Annotated in this window: 22 protein-coding genes and 1 tRNA gene; 19 read left to right on the forward strand and 4 right to left on the reverse strand. The window is 53.6% G+C overall.

Annotated elements, in window-relative coordinates:
- The first annotated feature begins 21 nt into the window (after positions 1-21).
- From E1958_RS13710 to E1958_RS13800, 19 genes are all read left to right on the forward strand, one after another.
- On the forward strand, positions 22-354 hold the full coding sequence (locus E1958_RS13710; protein WP_089724954.1) for a TusE/DsrC/DsvC family sulfur relay protein: 333 nt from the start codon (positions 22-24) through the stop codon (positions 352-354).
- 659 nt (positions 355-1013) lie between these two features.
- Entirely contained in the window at positions 1014-1757 is a 744-nt protein-coding gene (locus E1958_RS13715) for a respiratory nitrate reductase subunit gamma (RefSeq protein ID WP_133512364.1), read from the forward strand.
- Between the two features lie 58 nt (positions 1758-1815).
- Positions 1816-2007, forward strand: coding sequence for a type II toxin-antitoxin system HicB family antitoxin (locus tag E1958_RS13720; protein WP_133512365.1), 192 nt, complete (start codon positions 1816-1818; stop codon positions 2005-2007).
- An 11-nt stretch (positions 2008-2018) separates the two neighbouring features.
- Positions 2019-2177, forward strand: a complete 159-nt coding sequence (locus E1958_RS22060) for a type II toxin-antitoxin system HicA family toxin (protein WP_369334471.1) — start codon at positions 2019-2021, stop codon at positions 2175-2177.
- Positions 2178-2255: 78 nt separating this feature from the next.
- Positions 2256-3791: a sulfate reduction electron transfer complex DsrMKJOP subunit DsrK gene (gene dsrK, locus E1958_RS13730; protein ID WP_133512367.1), complete on the forward strand. Its 1536-nt coding sequence runs from the start codon at positions 2256-2258 to the stop codon at positions 3789-3791.
- Between the two features lie 50 nt (positions 3792-3841).
- Positions 3842-3997, forward strand: a complete 156-nt coding sequence (locus E1958_RS20380) for a hypothetical protein (RefSeq protein WP_165741540.1) — start codon at positions 3842-3844, stop codon at positions 3995-3997.
- Positions 3998-4318: 321 nt separating this feature from the next.
- Complete coding sequence (locus E1958_RS13735; RefSeq protein ID WP_133512368.1) at positions 4319-4597, forward strand: hypothetical protein; 279 nt, start codon at positions 4319-4321, stop codon at positions 4595-4597.
- Positions 4588-5745 (forward strand): hypothetical protein, encoded by a 1158-nt coding sequence (locus tag E1958_RS13740; RefSeq protein ID WP_133512369.1) that lies wholly within the window; start codon positions 4588-4590, stop codon positions 5743-5745. The genes E1958_RS13735 and E1958_RS13740 overlap by 10 nt, the downstream gene beginning before the upstream one ends.
- A 153-nt stretch (positions 5746-5898) precedes the next feature.
- Entirely contained in the window at positions 5899-6123 is a 225-nt protein-coding gene (locus E1958_RS13745) for a DUF2283 domain-containing protein (protein ID WP_089724941.1), read from the forward strand.
- Positions 6124-6336: 213 nt separating this feature from the next.
- A complete protein-coding gene (locus tag E1958_RS13750; protein ID WP_133512370.1) occupies positions 6337-8295 on the forward strand; it encodes an NAD(P)-binding protein in 1959 nt (652 codons plus the stop codon).
- 256 nt (positions 8296-8551) lie between these two features.
- Positions 8552-9202 carry a hypothetical protein gene (locus tag E1958_RS13755; protein WP_133512371.1) on the forward strand — a complete coding sequence of 217 codons (651 nt, stop codon included), beginning with the start codon at positions 8552-8554 and terminating at the stop codon, positions 9200-9202.
- Between the two features lie 2 nt (positions 9203-9204).
- Positions 9205-9993, forward strand: a complete 789-nt coding sequence (gene dsrO, locus E1958_RS13760) for a sulfate reduction electron transfer complex DsrMKJOP subunit DsrO (protein WP_133512372.1) — start codon at positions 9205-9207, stop codon at positions 9991-9993.
- A gap of 303 nt (positions 9994-10296) precedes the next feature.
- On the forward strand, positions 10297-11520 hold the full coding sequence (gene nrfD / locus E1958_RS13765; RefSeq protein ID WP_133512373.1) for an NrfD/PsrC family molybdoenzyme membrane anchor subunit: 1224 nt from the start codon (positions 10297-10299) through the stop codon (positions 11518-11520).
- 73 nt (positions 11521-11593) lie between these two features.
- On the forward strand, positions 11594-11881 hold the full coding sequence (locus E1958_RS13770) for a type II toxin-antitoxin system HicB family antitoxin (protein WP_208108601.1): 288 nt from the start codon (positions 11594-11596) through the stop codon (positions 11879-11881).
- 407 nt (positions 11882-12288) lie between these two features.
- Positions 12289-13377 carry a transposase gene (locus tag E1958_RS13780; RefSeq protein ID WP_133512375.1) on the forward strand — a complete coding sequence of 363 codons (1089 nt, stop codon included), beginning with the start codon at positions 12289-12291 and terminating at the stop codon, positions 13375-13377.
- Between the two features lie 97 nt (positions 13378-13474).
- A complete protein-coding gene (locus E1958_RS13785; RefSeq protein ID WP_133512376.1) occupies positions 13475-13729 on the forward strand; it encodes a toxin HicA in 255 nt (84 codons plus the stop codon).
- Positions 13719-14045: a type II toxin-antitoxin system HicB family antitoxin gene (locus E1958_RS13790; protein ID WP_089724383.1), complete on the forward strand. Its 327-nt coding sequence runs from the start codon at positions 13719-13721 to the stop codon at positions 14043-14045. Before E1958_RS13785 ends, E1958_RS13790 begins: the two co-directional genes overlap by 11 nt.
- 769 nt (positions 14046-14814) lie before the next feature.
- Positions 14815-15036 carry a DUF2283 domain-containing protein gene (locus E1958_RS13795; protein ID WP_133512377.1) on the forward strand — a complete coding sequence of 74 codons (222 nt, stop codon included), beginning with the start codon at positions 14815-14817 and terminating at the stop codon, positions 15034-15036.
- A 114-nt stretch (positions 15037-15150) separates the two neighbouring features.
- Positions 15151-15393 (forward strand): type II toxin-antitoxin system Phd/YefM family antitoxin, encoded by a 243-nt coding sequence (locus tag E1958_RS13800; protein WP_089724387.1) that lies wholly within the window; start codon positions 15151-15153, stop codon positions 15391-15393.
- A gap of 320 nt (positions 15394-15713) precedes the next feature.
- Here E1958_RS13800 and E1958_RS13805 read toward each other — a convergent pair whose 3' ends face one another.
- From E1958_RS13805 to E1958_RS13815, 4 genes are all read right to left on the reverse strand, one after another.
- On the reverse strand, positions 15714-17279 hold the full coding sequence (locus E1958_RS13805) for an FMN-binding glutamate synthase family protein (RefSeq protein ID WP_243448294.1): 1566 nt from the start codon (positions 17277-17279) through the stop codon (positions 15714-15716).
- A gap of 82 nt (positions 17280-17361) precedes the next feature.
- Positions 17362-17462: transfer RNA gene (locus E1958_RS20385), tRNA-OTHER, on the reverse strand.
- A gap of 125 nt (positions 17463-17587) precedes the next feature.
- Positions 17588-18217 (reverse strand): RNA ligase family protein, encoded by a 630-nt coding sequence (locus tag E1958_RS13810; protein ID WP_133512378.1) that lies wholly within the window; start codon positions 18215-18217, stop codon positions 17588-17590.
- A 658-nt stretch (positions 18218-18875) separates the two neighbouring features.
- Positions 18876-19928, reverse strand: coding sequence for an aldo/keto reductase (locus E1958_RS13815; protein ID WP_133512379.1), 1053 nt, complete (start codon positions 19926-19928; stop codon positions 18876-18878).
- Positions 19929-20066 lie beyond the last annotated feature (138 nt).

Here is a 20066-nt window from a genome sequence, read left to right on the forward strand (position 1 = left end):
AAGCTGAAGAGGAAAATCATCATGCCGATCGAAGTCAATGGTAAGACCTACGAGACCGATGAAGAGGGTTACCTCACCAACATCCAGGAGTGGGAAACGGGGGTGGCCGATGTGATGTCCAAGGAAGACGACCTGGAACTCACCGACGAGCACTGGGCTATCATCAAGTTCCTGCGCGAATACTATGAGGAGTACCAGATCGCCCCGGCGGTACGGGTACTGACCAAGGCCGTCGGCAAAAAGATGGGCAAGGACAAGGGCAACAGCAAATACCTGTACGGCCTGTTTCCCTATGGTCCTGCCAAGCAGGCCTGCCGCTATGCCGGTCTCCCCAAGCCCACGGGCTGCGTCTAGTACAGCCGTGGACGAAATCCGGAAACAAGCACCACGCATCAACACGAATGTTCCCAGGTAGGCAAAAAGCCTCTCTCCCTCTGGGGAGGGTGTCGCAAAGGCCCGTAGGATGTGGTGAGCGCCTACCCGCCCCAGGGATGGGGCGGGTAGGCCGCGAACCGCATCGTTGGAGAGTGCCGTGCCCAACGTGGTGTGGGACACGCCGCCATCTATTGATGCGGTTCGCGCAGGGAGAGTGCGCACCGGTCGGCAGCAAGCTCGGAACCACCGTGCTCACCGCATCATCGATGCGGTTCGCGCCACCCGGCAGAGCCATCCTGAAAGATCTCCCGCGCTTACCGCATCCTACGAAGGGCGTCATCTTTTGCGACACCCTCTCTGAGGGGGTGTCGCAACAGCCCCGCTTCCGCCGAGGGAGGGGGGTTGTGGGCAATGTTTCCGTTAATTATGCACGTTCGCAAGGCCCCTCTCCCTGGAGAGGATGTCGCAAAAGCGGTGGCGTCAGCTGCCAGTCTGTGAAGTTTAAACCACAGAGGACACAGAGAACGCAGAGAATTAGCCGATTCCTTTCTCTGTGGTTCGAAATGACTTTTGCGACACCCTCCCTGGAGGGAGAGGGGCTTATCCCGAGCGAAGCGAGGGATCTTGGGAGAGGGTGAATGTCAACGCTGACGGTCCTATACGCCATCTTGTTCTATATCGCCGCCGCCGTGCTGGTGGTGGGCCTGGTCCGAAAGATCGTGCAGTACGCGCGCACCCCTGCACCCTTGAAAATCCCGACCACGCCGGCGCCGACCACCAAGACCGGGGTCGGCTTGCGTCTGGTGCGGGAGGTCGTCTTCTTCGAGAGCCTGTTCAAAGGCAACAAGTGGATCTGGATCTTCGGCTGGATCTTCCATTTCGGACTCCTTCTGGTCACCCTGCGCCATCTGCGCTATTTCATCGAGCCGGTCTGGCTGCCGATTCAGCTGGTCCAGCCCTTCGGCATCTATGGGGGGATCGCCATGGTGGTGGGGCTTGCGGGCCTGTGGGCGCGGCGGGTGCTGGTCGACCGAGTGCACTATATCACCGGGCCAGCGGATCACCTGCTCCTCGCCTTGCTGATCCTCATCGGTCTCAGCGGCCTGGGGATGACCTATGTCTTCCATGTGGATGTGGTTGCCATCAAGCTGTTCTTCCGCGGCCTCATCACCTTCGACTTCTCTCCGCTGCCTGCGGATCCCCTGTTGCTCTTGCACCTGCTGCTGGTGGCGACCCTCATGATCGTCTTTCCGTTCAGCAAGCTGTTGCACGCGCCGGGGTTGTTCTTCAGCCCCGGTCGCAATCAGGTCGACGACCCCCGCGAGCGGCGGCACCTCGCGGCCTGGGCCAAGAGCTTTGAGAGCGATCCTCAAGGGCAGTAATCCTCGACCAGTGGTAGGCTGGGTTGAGGAACGAAACCCAGCTTTAAGGAGATTACCCATGAAATTGAATATTGTCTATAAAAGAGAAAAAGAATGGTTTGTCGGACATATACAAGAATACCCTGATTATGAAAGTCAAGGTAAAACGATAGATGAGTTAAAAGGAAATTTAATCGAGATTTACAGTGATATTCAGAAAGGTTTGGTACCTGATGCGGAACCGTTTCAGCTATTGGAAGTGGCAGTTTGAAAAGAAAACAATTGATTAAGACGATCAAGTCAAATGGTTGTGTTTTTGTACGCCATGGTGCTAATCATGATTGGTATAAAAATCCTCGATCGGGAAAAAGCCAACCTATCCCAAGGCATACCGAAATAGAAGATGGTCTGGCTAAAAAAATAATTAAAAGGCTATCATAAGTGGGGGCTGAACAATGGGTGGGTTATGTCCACCGTCCCGGGTAGGTAGCGCGCAGCATCCGCTGAGAGGCTAAGAACATGGCAAAGGCAGATTTCAACGTACCCGAGCTTAGACAATACCCGGAGATACCGGCCATCGAGCCGGGCGTAATGGGGCACAGCAGCCCCTTCCTCTCCAAACCCGAGTTCCAAGAGCCCCTCGGCTTCCCCGGGGAGCTGGTGGAGGGTTGGGAAGACAAGGCCATCGCCAAGATGGGGGAGCTGCTCGGCAAATATCGCTCCCTGCGCGTCTATCTGGATGCCTGTGTCAAGTGCGGCTCCTGCACCGACAAATGCCACTACTACCTCGGCACCCAGGATCCCAAGAATATGCCGGTCGGTCGTCAGGACCTGCTGCGCAAGGTCTACCGGCGTCACTTTACCCTGGCCGGGAAGCTCTTCCCCAAGCTGGTGGGCGCCGAGGACCTGACCCGCGAGCTATTGGACGACTGGTACAGCTACTTCCATCAGTGCTCCCAATGCCGCCGCTGCTCCGTATTCTGTCCCTATGGCATCGACACCGCGGAAATCTCCATGGCCGCGCGCGAGATCATGGACAGCATCGGGATGGGCCAGAAGTACTGTAACGAGATCATCGGCAAGGTCTACAAGGTCGGCAACAACTTAGGATTGCCCGGTCCGGCGTTGGAGAACACCCTGGAGGGACTGGAAGAGGACGTCGAGGACGACACCGGTGTAGCGGTCAAATATCCCCTGGACCAGGAAGGGGCGGAGATCCTGCTGGTCACACCCTCGGCGGACTTCTTCGCCGAGCCCCACGTAGACGGTCTGATCGGCTACGGCAAGGTGTTCCATGAGGCCGGCGTGTCCTGGACCCTGAGCTCCTATGCCTCCGAGGCCGCCAACTTCGGCATGTTCATCGGTTCCTACGAGAACATGCGGCGGGTCTCCCAGCGCGTCCGCAAGGCCGCCCTGGATCTGGGCGTCAAGCGTATCGTCTTCGGCGAGTGCGGCCATGCCTGGCGCGTCGCCTACAGCTTCCTCAACACCCTGGCCGGTCCCTGGGACTTCCTCGATCCCAACTATCCCGTACCTCAGCACATCTGCGAGTTCACCTACGACTTGATGAAGACGGGCAAGCTCAGGTTCGACAGGTCACAGAACGACGATATGGTCCTGACCTATCATGACTCCTGCAACGTAGCGCGGGCCTCGCGCATGGGTGACAAGCCGGGCGGTCAGTTCGACATCCCGCGGGCCATCATCAAGGCGACCTGCAACCGGTTTTACGATATGGACGAGGAGACCATCCGCGAGCGCACCTTCTGTTGCGGCGGCGGCGGCGGCCTGCTCACCGACGACCTCCTGGAGCTGCGGGTCAAGGGCGCCAAGCCCCGGGTGGAGGCCCTCAACAATCTGATCCAGGAGAAGGGCGTCACCCACATGGCCGCTATCTGCGCCATCTGCAAGAGCCAGTTCTCCAAGGTCCTGCCCTTCTATGGTATGGAGATGGACCAGGTCGTCAGCGTGCACCAACTGGTGTCCAATGCCATCATCCTGGCTGGCCAGAGGACCGAAGAGGATGAAGACGAAGAGGTCGCCGAGGCGGCATAGGATGGGCTGTGCCCACCGGTTGAATCCGCAGATTACGCAGATTCTCGCAGATGAAAGAAGAATATCAATGGGGCGTAGGATGTGGTGAGGCCAGGCGCCGTCCCGACGCAGGGACACGGAGGGAGCTTGGCCGAACCACATTGATGGACGGCGGCGTGCCCGACAAGATACTCGCGGAAGATCAGTCCGCAAATGAACGCGAATAGACGCAAATGAACATGACGAGACGGAGGTAATCGTTCAGTCTCCACCTCGTCATTCCGGCAGGGACTGTCGGAATCCAAGTGCCAGGGATGGCAAAAATACTGGGGCACTTTGAAAAATACAGTTTTCGTGAATGGCATGTCTGAATAATCAATGGCTTAGAGCCTCTCGGTCGATGAAAACACCTATTTTTCAAGGTGCCAACTGGAGGGTTGAACAATTACGAGCCGAAAACCGCAATGATGGCGAACCGATTGCGACCAATTTGTGTTCATTCGCGTTCATTTGCGGAAAAAATGACAGGAAGTGTATGGGAGTAATGAATGATTCAAAAACAGATAGGCCATAACAAGGCTATATGGATATCATTGGTAAAATTTATAACCCATGTCGTTGTTGGCGTAATCGCATTTTTTGCAATTTCCATAATCGCAGTATTGTTAAGCTGGTGGGTATCCTATCTTGAATCTATAGGTGTAAATCCTATTATTGTGAAAGCTATTACCGGTTTTGAGTACTTGTTGTTGGGTCTTGACCTTCTCCTAGCCGGTATATTCATCATCAGGTCTATGTATATGTTGGTGAAAGATTTATGGAAATGATCACTCTTCGTAGGTCGGATATTCTTGCTATGATAAAGGAAGCTTTATCAGAGTATTTTCGCCCAGTCTCCTATTTCATAGGATTCTTTGATAAAACTATATCTCTTGAGGAAAGGTATAAGGAATTAAAAATTCAGCAGGTCAATATGCGCATATGGTCCAGGGTTGTTCAGAAGGCTGTTTGCTTTAATCAGGGTGAATATTTGCAGTATGCATTTTTAACCGCGGAAAAACACAAGAAGCTCAAGGATTCATTTCGGGAAACACCCGAAGATGGTGCGCGCATTGGCGCATTAGCTAGCGAGTTGGTTAATTATATAAATAGTAAATTTTACGAGGATGCATATGAGAATTTCAAGTTCATTCATGCATATTTTGAAAATAGAAGTTGCCGTAAACTGAGAGTGTGCATTAAAGGTAACTTTAATGTAGATAACCATTCAAAAGTGATTTCTGTTTTCAGAGACGCTCATGTTTCTTATGATTCAGATGCAGACGTAGAAAAAAATTATGGTTTTCTAACTATATATAAAAATGGAACATATTTCCTGGAAAACAACATTCCCGAAGCTGCCGCAGAAGATCGTTATTTTAATCCCCGATTAGATAATGATCTTGTAAAGCAGTTTTTAAGTGGTGCTTCCGGAGCACACGCCAAGAAGTGGGAAGACTGCTGGACAGGAGATAAGGAAGATAAATCTTCATTTTACAAGTCTACCTTGATTATTCCAATGACATTATGGAATAACGATCTGTCCGAAGAGTTTAAAAAGCTGGTAAACCTCGAAAACGTTGATAGAACGATTTTCGGCTTTCTTTGCTTTGACCATGTGGAGGCTGATTATTTTGACGAGGAAAATGATGTGGCGCTTGGATACGTTTTTGCGGATATCCTTTCAATGTATATATTTGCCAGGCTGATATATATGGAATCGTCAAAAACGTTCAATTTCATTGAGGATTGCCTGCAAGGCAAAGGTATTGAAATTAATCCGGAATCATTATCTTCAATATGGAAGAATATGCCGCAAACTTTTGATGTTGAAAAATACCTGGAGTTCAAGCCGAAAACAACCAAGAATAACAGTCTTTTTCCGATGGACGAAGATTTGATCAGATACGTAAAATCGCAAGTAGGCTGGCATTAAATGAGCAGGATTTTCGTGGAAGATGAATCCGCAAATGAACGCCAATAAACGCAACGGGACTTAATGAACCATCAATGACGGGAAATCGATTGCAATCGATTTGCGTTGATTCGCGTTCATTTGCGGAAAAAATGTTGAAAAGGAGAAGAACCCATGAAAGTACATTACGATGAAGAAGTCGACGCGCTATACTTAAATCTCAGCAATGAGGAGCCGGATGGAGTGATTGAAATAGCGGAGGGTGTGAATATCGATACAACTGATGATGGAAGGCTCACAGGCATCGAAATATTGAAAGCATCGGACAAGATGAACCTGGATACCATTCTTTCTTATACGCTCGATTTGGATCGGAATGTCTTGAAGAAGATCGCCTGACATAATCTGCGGACAGAAAAAACAATATAATCTTTTGCGACCGATTTGCGTTGATTCGCGTTCATTTGCGGCAAAAATTCGGAAATATAATCCTGTTAATCCTGGAAATCTTGTTAATCTTGTCCTATTAGCGGTTGGCACTACGATTATGTCAACAGCCCCTGGTTTCAGAAAGAATACTCCAATGAGTTCTACTGGTTAGGAGAACAATCGATGGCGACTACCAGCGACGAAATGAGCACCAAGCTATCCTGGCGCAGGTTCCAGGACGGCGACCACGCCTGGGATGACCTGACCGAAAAGATCTTCGTCCAGGACACCTCCCACAAGTGTCCGACCTATGTGCACAAGACGCCCCCCTGCCAGGGTAGTTGCCCGTCCGGCGAGGATATCCGCGGCTGGCTGGCCATCGTCCGCCAACAGGAGCTGCCGCCGGAGGGGATGGACTGGAAGGAATACGCCTTCCGCCGCTCCACCGACGCCAATCCCTTTCCCTCCATGATGGGCCGGGTCTGCCCCGCGCCTTGTCAGGACGGCTGCAACCGCAACGAGCTCGAGGATTTCGTCGGCATCAACTCCGTCGAGCAGTACATCGGCGACAATGCCATCGAGCAGGGCTATACATTCGAGGTGGGCCCCGACACCGGCAAGAAGATCGCTATCATCGGCGGCGGTCCGGCCGGGCTGGCGGCTGCCTACCAGCTGCGCCGTATGGGCCATGCCTGCACCATCTTCGAGGCCAACCCCGAGCTCGGCGGCATGTTCCGGTACGGCATCCCCGGTTATCGGGTGCCGCGCGAGGAGTTGGATGCGGAGATCGACCGCATCATCGATATGGGCGTCGAGACCCGACTCGGTGCCAGGGTGGGAACGGATATTTCGGTGGCGGATCTGGATAAGGACTATGATGCCGTCCTCTGGGCCCTGGGGTGCCAGAGCGGCCGCGGGTTGCCGGTGCCCGGCTGGGAGGGGGTGCCCAACTGCGTCTCCGGCGTTGCCTTCCTCAAGGCATTTAACGAAGGCCGCATGAAGGTGACCGCCGACAAGGTCGTCTGCATCGGCGGCGGCGATACCTCCATCGATGTCGTCTCGGTCGCCCGCCGGCTGGGGCATATCGAGCACACCAAACCCCCCGAGCGTCCCGAGTCCGTCATCCATGACGGCTATGTCGCCCACGACACCGCACTGACCGCCGCCGCCCAGGGCGCCGAAGTCACCCTGACTTCACTTTTCAAGCGCACCGAGATGATGGCCGCCGAGCACGAGGTCCACGATGCCCTGACCGAAGGTGTCACCATCCTGGACGGCGTCATGCCCCTGGAAGTCATCAAGGACGCGGCTGGTCGCGCCACGGCACTCAAGATCTGTGACTGCACCATGGACGGCATGACGCCCATCCCCACCGAAGGCACCGAGCGCATCCTGGAGGCGGATCTCATCGTCTCCGCCATCGGCCAGGGCGGCGACCTCACGGGTCTGGAAGAATTCGACAACGGGCGCGGTCTGATCAATGCCGACAAGTTCTACCAGGTCCCGGATCGGGCGGGCCACTTCGTGGCCGGCGACATCATCCGTCCGCATCTGCTGACCACCGCCATCGGCCAGGCCTGGGTCGCCGCCCAGTCCATTGACGAATATGTGATGCAGCAGCCCCATGCCCGTCGCCCCAAGGTCGATGTGCACCACTTCGACCTGCTCAAGAAGATGGAAGAGGCCCACCTGGCCCCCGAACAATTCGATGTGAAGGAGCGCGGCGATATGCGGGGTACTTCTGACGGCAACTGGGCCATCCACAACTACGAGGATCGCTCCGGGGCGGAAGTCATCCCCCACGACGAGCTCTTCCTGGGGCATTTCGCCTTTCATACCCGCAACAAACGCAAGGAAGACGTGCCCACCGCCGAAGAGGTGCTCGGTCACTTCCACGAGCGGCTCATCGGGCTATCCGAAGAGGACACCATCGACGAGGCCAAGCGGTGCATGAGCTGCGGCATGTGCTTCGAGTGCGACAACTGCGTCATCTTCTGCCCCCAGGATGCGGTCTATCGGGTCAAGAAAGGAGAAAACACCACCGGACGCTACGTGGCCACCGACTATGCCAAGTGCATCGGCTGCCACATCTGCTCCGACGTGTGCCCCACGGGCTATATCAAGATGGGCCTCGGTGAATAACGCGAGCGGAATCATGGTCAGAGCCTTCATCGACCGAAACCGAGAACCACGGATGGACACGAATGGACACGGATGTTCCCATGGGTACAAGAAGCCCCTAGACCCCTCTTCTCCCCCCGGGAGAGGGGCTTGTCCCGAACGGAGCGAGGGATCTTGGGTGAGGGGATTAAAAACAGGAAATCCCTCTCTGGCTCCCACGCTCCAGCGTGGGAACAAGCTTGTCCCGACACAGGAGGGATCTCGACGCTCCAGCGTCATGAAACCTTGGCCGCAGGAGCAGCCCCAACGGCATTCCCACGCCGGAGCCTGGGAGCAAGCCGACAAGAAGCCCCTCTCCCGGCGGGAGAGGGCCTGCCCCGAGCGCAGCGAGGGGGCCGGGGAGAGGGGATCAAAAAAGTTGCGCCCCTTGGTCTTCATCAGAGACTGCCTGCTCGCAATCGGCATCGCAACGGCTGGCCTCACCCCCGCCATGGCGACCGATTTTGCGAAAGCCGATTATGTCACCCCCGGTTCCAAGGCCGCCGGACTCGAAAACTGCGTGCGGGAAACCGGCTTCATGCGGCGCAATCACATGGAGCTGATCGAACATCAGCGTGACGCGACCGTGCACCAGGGTATCCGCAGCACCACCGATAGCCTGGCGGGCTGTATCGATTGCCATGTCAGCTATGACCAACGGCGCCGGCCGATGCCCGTATACGCGGAGGGGCAGTTCTGCAGCGATTGCCATGAGTTTGCGGCGGTGCATCTGAATTGCTTCGACTGCCACTCAGGCGTGCCGGTACACCCGAGTACCGAGACGGGAGACCCGACCTGGCTGGGGGGAGGGCAGAAGGTCGGCCTGTCAACCGAGGGGCCTGAAACGAGAGATGTCACGCGCGATGTCAAGCAGGGGGTAGGCGAGTGACCATGAACAAACACCAAGCAGGGGTCGATACCTCGCGGCGCGGATTCCTCGGCGCCGCGGCCGCCGTGACCACAGTTACCCTGGCGCCCGGCGTCATACTGCACCGCCTGGCCGTGGCCGAGCCCCAATCCAAACCAGGCTCTGAAGCGGTCACCGATGAGGTGCGGTGGGGCATGTTGATCGACAGTGCTAAGTGCGCGGAAGGCTGCGATGCCTGTGTCACTGCCTGCAACCGGGAGAACGGCCTCGACCTCCAAGAGCAGCCGGAGGGTGAAGACACCGGCAAATGGGATCGCCAGGTCGCCAAATGGATTCGCATAGTAAAGGTCAAGGACAATCTGACCGGTCATGTGAGCAGACTGCCCATGATGTGCCAGCATTGCGAACACCCGCCCTGTGTGGACGTGTGCCCCACCGGCGCCTCCTTCAAGCGGGCCGACGGCATCGTCATGGTGGACCGGCATACCTGTATCGGTTGCCGCTACTGCATGATGGCCTGTCCCTACAAGGCACGCTCCTTCATCCATGAGGTCGTGGACACCAGGCTCACCCGGGTGCCCCGCGGCAAAGGCTGCGTCGAGAGCTGCAACCTGTGCGTACACCGCCGGGACAAGGGGACGGCTTCCACCGCCTGCGCCGATGCCTGCGCGACCCAAGGGGGCAGGGCGATCCTGTTCGGCGATCTGAAAGATCCCGAAGGACCCCTGCGGAAAGCCCTCGCAACCCTTCCGAGCCGCCAGATCCGCGAGGACCTCGCCCTCAACACAGGTGTGCGCTATGCGGGTGTTTAGCCCGTCTGTCTTAACCGGAGCGGCCGCCGAGGTTCGGATTGAGTATGGGAAAAATGGTCCGGTCGCTTCGATCCATCCGCAGATTACGCAGATTCCCGCAGATTAAGAACGAAACAATCTGTGAGAATCTGCGTAATCTGCGGACAAAAAAGATAATGTAATCTTTTGCAACCGATTTGCGTTTATTCGCATTCATTTGCGGATCAAAAAATGATTTTTTCTGCTGGCTCCCACGCTCCAGCGTGGGAGCAAGTCCCGACGCTCCAGCGTCGATAAGGTCTCGGTGGAGACGGAACTGCTGTCATGAAAAGAATCGTCTATCGGGAGTGGAAGCTCGCACCCCAACGCTACTGGGGACTGCTCGCCATCCTCGCCGTCGTTGCCAGCCTCGGAGGACTCGCCTTCGCCTACATGGAACACGAAGGCCACTGGGTCACCGGCATGACCAACCAGATCGTCTGGGGCACCCCCCACGTGTTCGCCGTGTTCCTCATCGTCGCCGCCTCCGGCGCGCTCAGTGTGGCCTCCATCGGCGGCGTCTTCGGCAAGACCCTGTATAAACCCATGGGGCGCCTCTCGGGCCTGTTGGCGGTGGCCTTGCTGGCGGGTGGACTCATGGTGCTGGTACTCGACCTGGGCCGTCCCGAGCGCCTGGTGGTCGCCATGACCACCTACAACTTCCGCTCTATCTTTGCCTGGAACATCTTTCTGTACACCGGCTTCATGATCGTCGTCATCGCCTATCTCTGGGCCATGGCAGAACCCAAGGGCAAGCCCTACGCCAAGCCGCTGGGTTTCATCGCCTTGGGTTGGCGGCTGGCGCTCACCACAGGTACCGGCTCCATCTTCGGCTTCCTGGTCGCGCGCCAGGCCTATGACACCGCGGTCATGGCCCCCCTCTTCATCGCCATGTCCTTCGCCTACGGCCTGGCCATCTTCATGCTGGTGCTCCTGTTCGCCTTCGATCAGGACGACCGCCCCATCGGCGAGACGGTGCTGTTCCGGCTCCGCAACCTACTCGGGACCTATATCATCGCCGTCCTGCTCCTGGTACTCGTCTACTTTCTGACCAAGCTCTATGGCGCCAAGCACTACGACCTGGTCGCCTTCTACCTGCTCGACGGCGGCATCTACACCATCCTGTTCTGGTTCGTCTGGGTCCTTGCCGGCGGCCTGTTTCCCATCGGTATCCTCTTCCATCCGGAGCTGGGCAAAAGCCGGGCCTGGATCGCCTCGGCTTGCGGGCTGGTGGTGCTGGGGGGACTGACCAGCATGTATGTCATCATCATCGGCGGCCAGGCCTACCCCATGCAGCTCTTCCCCGGCAAGACCATCCTCGAATCCGGCTTCTACGACGGTGTGGGCGGTGCTGTTGCCGCTTATGCCCCCAGCCTGCCTGAGCTATTCCTTGGTATCGGTGGGGTTGCCGTGGCCTTGTTGATTACCGCCGTCGGCATCCGGATGCTTCAGTTTTTGCCGGAATCTTTGGCGGATGGGGATGTGGATCCCCATGCCGCGAAGGCCTGATGTGGGTTTGAATCGTAAAGGCGTAAAGGTTTTTATAGGGGCACCCCATTTCAGAATCATGAAGGATAAAAAAATGCTGAAGTATATTTTTACAGGATATATTGAAAGCGCATTGTCTTATGCTGAATATGATAAATTTGAAGATGGTACATTTTCTGGACGCATAGCATTATGCAAGGGTGTTATTGCTTTTGGTAAAACTTTGAAAGAATGTGAAGAGGAATTACAATCCACGCTTGAAGACTGGATTCTAGTTGGATTAAAGTTAGGGCATCATATTCCAATTATCGAAGGATATGATTTGAATAAAGGGTATGATGTGATTAAAGAACCAGCTCATGAACCAATGGCGGCCGTGTAAACGTCGGTTTTTTATTAAACGACTTCGGAAATTAGGGTTTAAGGGGCCATATTCCGGAACACGGCATCAATTTATGATTTTTGAAGCTCATCGTTTAAGTATCCCTTCAAATTCTGAATATTCAATTCCACAGTTACGGATGATGATAAGCGAGATAGAAGCGATTATAAATCAGACTATCTCACCTGCTGAATGGAATAGCTTGGCATAAACAGGGCTCTCTTGTAAAAAGGGGGCACTCATTCAAAAGTAAGTTCATGCAAATAATAACCGGATGCCTATTTCCGCTCGGTATCCTCTTCCACCCGGAGCGGGGCAAGAACCGAGAAATAAAAGGACACCCACTTTGTTTGACATTTTCCCCACCCCAAACTTCTTCTCGGCACCGAAATCACAGAGAACCGACCATGACTGCTCCCCGTTCAGCTCTCGTCTCGCTTGAGGATACCCCTTGGTATCATTGCGTCTGCCGTTGCGTGCGCCGTGCTTTCCTGTGTGGGGAAGACCAGCTCTCAGGGATGAATTTCGACCACCGCCGCGGCTGGATTGTCGCGCGCATGCAGCAGCTTGCCACCCTGTTTGCCATTGATGTGGCCGCCTATGCGGTAATGAGCAACCACTATCACATTGTGGTGCGTATCGACCGAGAGCGGGTCTTGGAGTGGTCGATGGAAGAAGTGTTGAGGCGCTGGACGGCACTCTTCACCGGGCCGCTGTTGGTGACGCGTTATCTCTCGGCGTCACGAGCGGAGATGAGCCAGGCGGAGATTGCCAAGGTTGAAGAACTTGCCGAGGTCTATCGGGAGCGGTTGCACGATTTGTCCTGGTTCATGCGCACCCTTAACGAGCATATCGCCCGCCGGGCCAATGCGGAGGATGGGGTGAAGGGGCGTTTTTGGGAGGGCCGCTTCAAAAGCCAAGCACTGCTCGATGAGAAGGCGCTGCTGGCGGCGATGGCCTATGTGGATCTGAATCCGGTCCGGGCGGGGCTGGCCGAGACGCCGGAGACCTCGGACTACACCTCGATTCAGGAGCGCGTCGTCGGGTTGCCGGAGGAGGTCGGGTCCGAAGCCGGCTCGCAGGAGACCACGACTGCCAAAGATCCTGACACGACACTCGATGGGGAACGGTTACAACCGGAGGCCGAGACGCAGGTCTTGCCCCAAGCCCCGCTGATGCCCTTTGATGCCACTGCACAGACCCCCTGGGCGGTGCCCTTTGCCTTCGACGACTATCTGGAGCTGGTCGATTGGACGGGCCGGGCATTACGCGCGGATAAACGTGGCTACATCAAGGAACGAGAACCCAAGATCCTCGCGCGACTAGGCATCGACGGGGAGCGATTTATCGACTTTGCCGAGCGTTTTCTCAAGGAATTTGGAACAGCGGTCGGTGCACCGGCCTCGCTCGCGAATCTCTGCGCGCGGCGTCAGGCTAAGTACCTGCGTGGCATCCAGGCCGCGCGAGCGGTGTTTGTAGCCAAACTGGCAGCATGATGCTTTCCGACTCCCCGGCGAGCAGGCATAAACTTCTCTGGTTTGGAGCAGGTGATAGCTCCTTCTTGCTGTATAATCACATGGAACCTGACAAATAATGTCAAGGATTGAAAATATCGTTCTTAAAATGAGGAATGAACCGAATAATATTCGGTTCAATGAATTGTGTAAGGTATGTGAGCACTATTTTGGTAAACCTAGACAGAGTGGTACAAGTCATAAAGTATACAAAACTCCTTGGCAAGGTGATCCTAGAGTAAATATTCAGAATAAAAAAGGCAAAGCGAAACTATATCAAGTTAAACAGGTTTTAATGGCTTTAGAGAAAATAGAGGTGAATAATGCCACTTAAAGATGATCATTATACATACCATGTAACTTGGTCCGAAGAAGACCAAGAATATGTTGGGTTATGCGCGGAATTCCCTAGTTTGAGTTGGTTAGCGTCGACCCCTGAGGCGGGATTGAAAGGAATAAGGAAAGTAGTCGCAGAAGTAATCGCGGATATGATCGCTAATGGGGAAGAAATACCAGAACCAGTAGCAAACGAACATGTTAGTGCTAAATTCATGATAAGAGTACCACCAGAAGTCTATAGAAAATTGGCAATTCAAGCAGCAGAAAATGGTATAAGTTTAAATCGCCTTGCGAGTGCGAAATTAAGCTAATAGCCAATAATTTAAGGCGGCGTGGAGGAACACGAAGCTTATTGTGACCGCCAACCAAGAGGCTGAAAAGTTGGGAGAGAAACAAAAGGACACCAGAGAAACAAAAGGACACCCACTTTGTTTGATCCCCACTTTGTTTGATCGTCGTCGCCTATCTCTGGACTAGGGCAACCCCTACACCAAGCCGGTAGAAAAAAAGATCCCCTATCTTGTTTCATTCCCGCGGATGGCTGGTCGTTCCCCAGAAGACATCAGTGGTTCCCCTCTGGTCTGTGATCTGGCCTTGATTCTGGCCAGATACCTGCTATCCTGAATAAATGCGTTACGAAATTGTCCTGACGGACACGGCGAAGGGACACTACCGCTACCGGGGCCTCTCCGCTCGATGGCGCTCAAGTAGTCCGTGATGGGCTCGAAATGCATCTGCGCCACGAGCCCACCAAAGTAACCACCTACCTAATAAAAGGACACCCACTTTGTTTTTATGAAAATCAATTTCACAAGCAACTATTTTCTATATCGATTAAAAACAAGAGAGTATAATTTAGAAAAAGTTGAATCAATTTTAAGAAGCTCTCCGGAGGTGTATCTTGACACTCATATAGGGCGTGACATTAAAATCGGCAAGCATGATGATGAATTGATTATCATGATGATGAATTGATTATTGTAGCCTATGATATTGAACGGGATGGATCAATAAATCCTGTAACAATTTACCGAACTTCCAGAAAACAAATAAACTACTACCTTGCAGAAGAGAGATTTTATGTCAAAATATAAAATGAATTACTTTTCTGATGAGGATGTGCTACATGTCCTTATTGAGGAAGGGCGCGAAGCAGAATGCCGAGAATTAGCCCCTAATATCACAGCAGAGTTGAATGAAAGAGGAGAGGTGATGGGAATTGAAATATTAAAGGCTAGTGAATTCATACAAAATATAGTTTTTAAATATCCTGCTTTAACTGGCTTAAAAATTGCTCGTTGATTTGGAATAAGATAAGGTGTTCTACGACGTGGAAGCAGAGACCGTTGTCGTGTTGGCGATTGTTCCGAAAGAGAACATAGAAAGCTGGCTCGATCAGTATGGGGCGAAATCGCGATGATCACTACCGCACTTAGCGAACTGAAAGACCATCTGTCTTCGTACGTGAGGAAAGCAGCAAAGGAAGAGATCATTATCACAAACCACGGCAAACCCGTCGGTGTAATAAGGGGCTTTGCCACTGAGGACGAGTACCTTGAGTATCGTCTGTTGAACGATCCGCGATTCCGAAAGATCGTTCAATGCTCCCAACAGGACGCCCGACAGGGCAAGGTCACTAAACTCGAAGATATCGAGTAGTAGTCATGAACGCGACACTGGAACGGATCGCTCAGGAGGCGCTGCAGCTTGCTCCAGCGCAGCGGGCTGAACTTGCTGATTTTCTTGTGGAGAGTCTGGACTCCACTCCACCTATCGATTCCCATTCAGCGTCTACTTTCGAGTGGAAACACATCGTATCGTTGTCTTGTCTGTCTTTCATGGCAGTAGATATCCCGCAATCTGACAGCATCGGGCCTAATAGGAAAAAGGGCCAGGCTCAATCGCGTAGACCGACACTACGGTCCTCTTTTTCGCTGACCGGTAACGCTTAACTCAAGCATTGGTTTGTACCGGCCCCATCAGCACCAGCGGCATGTTGGTTTCTTTGATCCGCTGCCAAAGAGGCCGCGATGTCTTGAATATTCGGGAAAAATGTCCGGTCGCGGATACAGTTCGTCCATGGGAACGGATTTGCCGTTATCCTGCACAATACGCACATGTTTACGGCCCATCAGCCTCGGTCTTGTTACGCCGCAGGAATGAGAAATGATCTGCACTTCATGCACTATGTTCTTGCAATAAGCTGCGACTTTTATAGCCTTGTCTTCAGGGTTCAGGCCCTTTTGAAGCCTTTTGTTATGTGTCGTAATACCCGTTGGGCAGGTGTTTTTGTTGCATTTCAGTGCCTGGATACAACCCAGAGAGAACATAAAACCGCGCGCCGATGTCACAAAATCCGCGCCTGTCGCAATAGCCCATGCGACTTCCGAGGGCGTAATGAGTTTTCCCGAAGAAACAAGCCTGATTCGGTCCCGCAAACCGTATTTATGTAAGATATCGGATACCAGCGGCAGTGATTCTTTCACAACCAGCCCGACATTATCCATCAGCGGCATCGGTGCGGCCCCCGTTCCACCGTCACCACTATCAATCGTTATGAAGTCTGGTGCAGCTTCAATGCCGCGCGCATGAATTTCCTTACACATCTCCTCGATCCAGCCAAAGCTACCAATCACGGTTTTAAAGCCAACCGGTTTGCCAGTGACTTCGCGAACGTGATTAATAACGTCGAGTATCTCACCGGGATTGTTAATCTCAGGATGACGGTTGGGAGAAGTCGAATCCTGGCCTTCCGGAATACCGCGGATTTTTGCAATTTGCGGCGTAACTTTTATGCCGGGCAGGATACCGCCTTTGCCGGGTTTGGCGCCCTGACTCATTTTAAGTTCGAACATACGTACCTGTTCATGGGCCGCAACTTCCTTCAGCTTTTCGTCCGATAAATTTCCGGCTTCATCCCGCACGCCATATTTAGCCGTGCCGATCTGGAAGACAATATCGGCCCCACCTTCCAGATGGTAAGGCGACAGCCCGCCTTCGCCGGTATTCATCCAGCATCCAGCCATATGCGCACCTTTGGACAAGGCCCGAACGGCTGGAGTGGACAGGGCCCCGTAACTCATCCCTGAAATGTTGAAAAACGAAGGGGCGTTATAGGGTATCTTGCAATATGGGCCAATTTGCATGGGTTGCATTTCAACCGCATCCTCATCCAGCGTTGGAAACGGGCAGTTCACAAAAATAGCCGTGCCGGGAGAATTCAGATTTTTAGTGGAGCCAAAGGCAACCGTGTTGTCCTTATCTTGGGCGGCCCTGTGCACCCATTCGCGCTCCGCACGGTTAAAGGGCATTTCCTCCCTGTCCATGGCAAAGAAATACTGGCGGAAAAACTCCCCCAGCATGGAGAACAGGTAACGGAAACGGCCAAGAACCGGGTAGTTTTTACGAACAGCATCCTTGGTCTGGATGCTGTCGATGATAAACAGAACAACGACGACCAAGACCCCCAATCCGACAGCAAACACAAACAGTGTTGATAAAAGCTGCAGGCCGGTCATCACAAAATCATAGGATGGCATAGTCATAGTTTTCTCCCTTTGTTTACATGGATTTTTTATTCAACTCATGATTCGTTACAGAACAGCCATTCTGAGAAGGGAGTCGATTTGGTGCCGAGGAGAGGACTTGAACCTCCACGGGCTTTCGCCCACTGGTACCTGTAAACTAGAGTAAGGACACCCGTCGCCGCGGCGTGTGTGGAGTCCGGTGCCCAGGTTCTTGGCAAGCGCCGCTGGTATCCCCCGTCGTTGAGGTTCGATTCGGTCGCGCCGCTTTGCCGGTGCACTCCAAGGCAGCCCGGAATCCATAAAATGATTTGTTATTCTGCGTGCGCCTAATTGAAATCCTTGTATTTTATTTTTGTCATGATCCTTTCCCCATTCCTGCTTTTAATCTCGATTGCAGGTCTGGCGACAACTCCTTCAGCCATAAAATCACCCCACTGAGATTTGAATCCGGCTTTTGCCATCTCGACCATTTCATGTAGGGTTCCCTTTCCGATTATGGGAACCGTATCAGTCCCTAATTTTTCCGCAATGTCCTCGACATCGCGCCGTTGCAGCCACCATTCGTCTATTTTGACATCAAACAGGACAAAATCCGGGTCTTGACGATACTTACCACCACCTGGTTGGACTTTTGCCCCATAGCCTTCACCATACAGGCAAACGCTATTACCATTGAAGATTTCTTTGAAATTATCTGTTTGCGGTAAGAATTTTTCATTCAAGCGATTCATGAGAACCGCAGGAATTTGCGCTCGATCTGTTTTACCGCCGAATGTAATGGTTTCTCCATCGAATATTACCCGCACGTTTGTCCCATCCACTTTTTCTGTGAAGATCCATTTGTTGTGCTGGAGAAACTCGAATTCGGGCAATGAAAAATCGCCTTCAATCAGGGTTTTGTGTTTGGTTGCAGGGTCTCTTTTATAGACTGTCTGGATTTTGTGATACTCTTTCACGGTGTTTCCCCTTGGCCACCTTGAAAAATCGGTGGTGGTAGATTTTTAAGTTATTAGCGTAGAGCGGTTCATTAACCACTCCCCGTTTCTTTTTTGATCCCCTCTCCCCGGCCCTCTCCCGGACAGGGTGTCGCAAAAGGCACCGATCTTCGCCCTTTGATCCCCTCTCCCCAACCCCTCTCCCGGCGGGAGAGGGGCTTTTGCGACACCCTTCCGGAGGGAGAGGGGGTACAGCTCGTGGCGTGCCCAACACACTGCTATTGGCGATGTTTCCATTTAAACCTTAACCACTACCGAAAAATCCAAGCTGGCTATGTTGAAAGATCCCAGGGCAGGGGATATTTCGAGATCGCCGGGGCTATTCCTGATGATTGTTCAAACCTCCGCTGTTTTGCCATCCATGGCACCTACGTGAATCCGTGAGATAAAATCCAGGATTTCGGTTAACTCTATGATTTTAAATGGATTTTCAAAGATTGGCTATTTCACCTGCTGGGTGAGTCCAAAAATGAATGAATTTTTCCATTATCCTGTTGTTTTATAAAGGGATTATTCTATAAACGGTTCATTTAGTTCACGGAACCAGGACCTATCCATGGCACTTGGGATTCCGGCAACACTTACCGAAGTGACGCGGTAGGTAGGGGCTGAACAATGACTATCCCCGATGGTTGTCGATCGAGGCGTGTCTGTTTCCGTAGAGGGCCGACCGAACGTCGTCGTGATTTAGGAAGTCATACGGAAAGCCAAGTTGGACGGCGCTGGCCGCATCGAGGCGGGCAAGCTGCTTGTCGCTCAACGCAAAATCGAGTGCGGCCAGGTTGTCATGGAGCTGAGAGAGCTTCCGGGCCCCGATGATGGGAATGATGACACCCTTGCCTTTCTGTTGGCGGATCCAGTTGATGGCGACCTGAGCGGGTGTGCGATCGATCTCGTCCGCCACTTTTTCCACTGCTTCGACAATAGTGAAGTTCCGGTCGGTAACGAAGAGGTCCTCGCTCCATGCCCCTTGGGCATAGCGTGCATCCCTGGGTTTCTCGGTGTTTCGCTTGTACTTGCCGGTCAGCATGCCGCCACCGAGTGGCGACCATGCGGTCACTGCGATATCGAGCGCCTTGGCCATCGGCAGCAGCTCCCGCTCTGGTGTGCGCTCGATCAGGCTGTACTCGATCTGGAGGCCGACGAAGGGATTCCAGCCATGCAGGTCGGCCAGTGTGTTCGCCTGTGAGACGATCCAGGCCGGTGCATTCGAGATACCGACGTACAGCACCTTGCCTGCACGCACCAGATCGTCGAGTGCCCGCATGACCTCGTCGACCGGGGTCATGAAATCCCACGCATGTACCCAGTAGAGGTCGATGTAGTCGGTACCGAGTCGTTTCAGACTCGCCTCGAGTGCCTGGTGCATGCTCTTGCGGTGATTGCCCCCGCCGTTGGGGTCGTCCGGGCGACCGTTGAAGGCGTATTTGGTGGCCAGGACGAACGTCTGCCTGTGCTCCCCCATGAACTCGCCGAGGAACCGCTCGCTCGTGCCGTTGGTGTAAAGGTTGGCCGTGTCGACGAAATTGCCGCCAGCATCGACAAAGGCATCGAAGACCCGTTTGCTCTCCTCCTTCGACACACCAAAACTCCAGTCTTCACCAAAGGTCATGGTGCCGAGACAGAGCTCGGAAACGCGCAGGCCCGACCTGCCCAGAAGTTTGTAACGCATGGGGGCTTCCCTCCAAGGATAGGCAATCCAACCGCCTGTGGCCGGCAGGAGCCGGGGCAAAACCTAGATAGAATGTAGCAGTCCAAAGGCGTTTGAGCAAAGCCTTGAGCGAGCAGGGCAGGGCGTGAGGATGCCCCT

Origin of the sequence: Candidatus Thiosymbion oneisti (assembly GCF_004359955.1) — a bacterium.
In the GTDB taxonomy this organism is placed as follows: domain Bacteria; phylum Pseudomonadota; class Gammaproteobacteria; order Chromatiales; family Chromatiaceae; genus Thiosymbion; species Thiosymbion oneisti.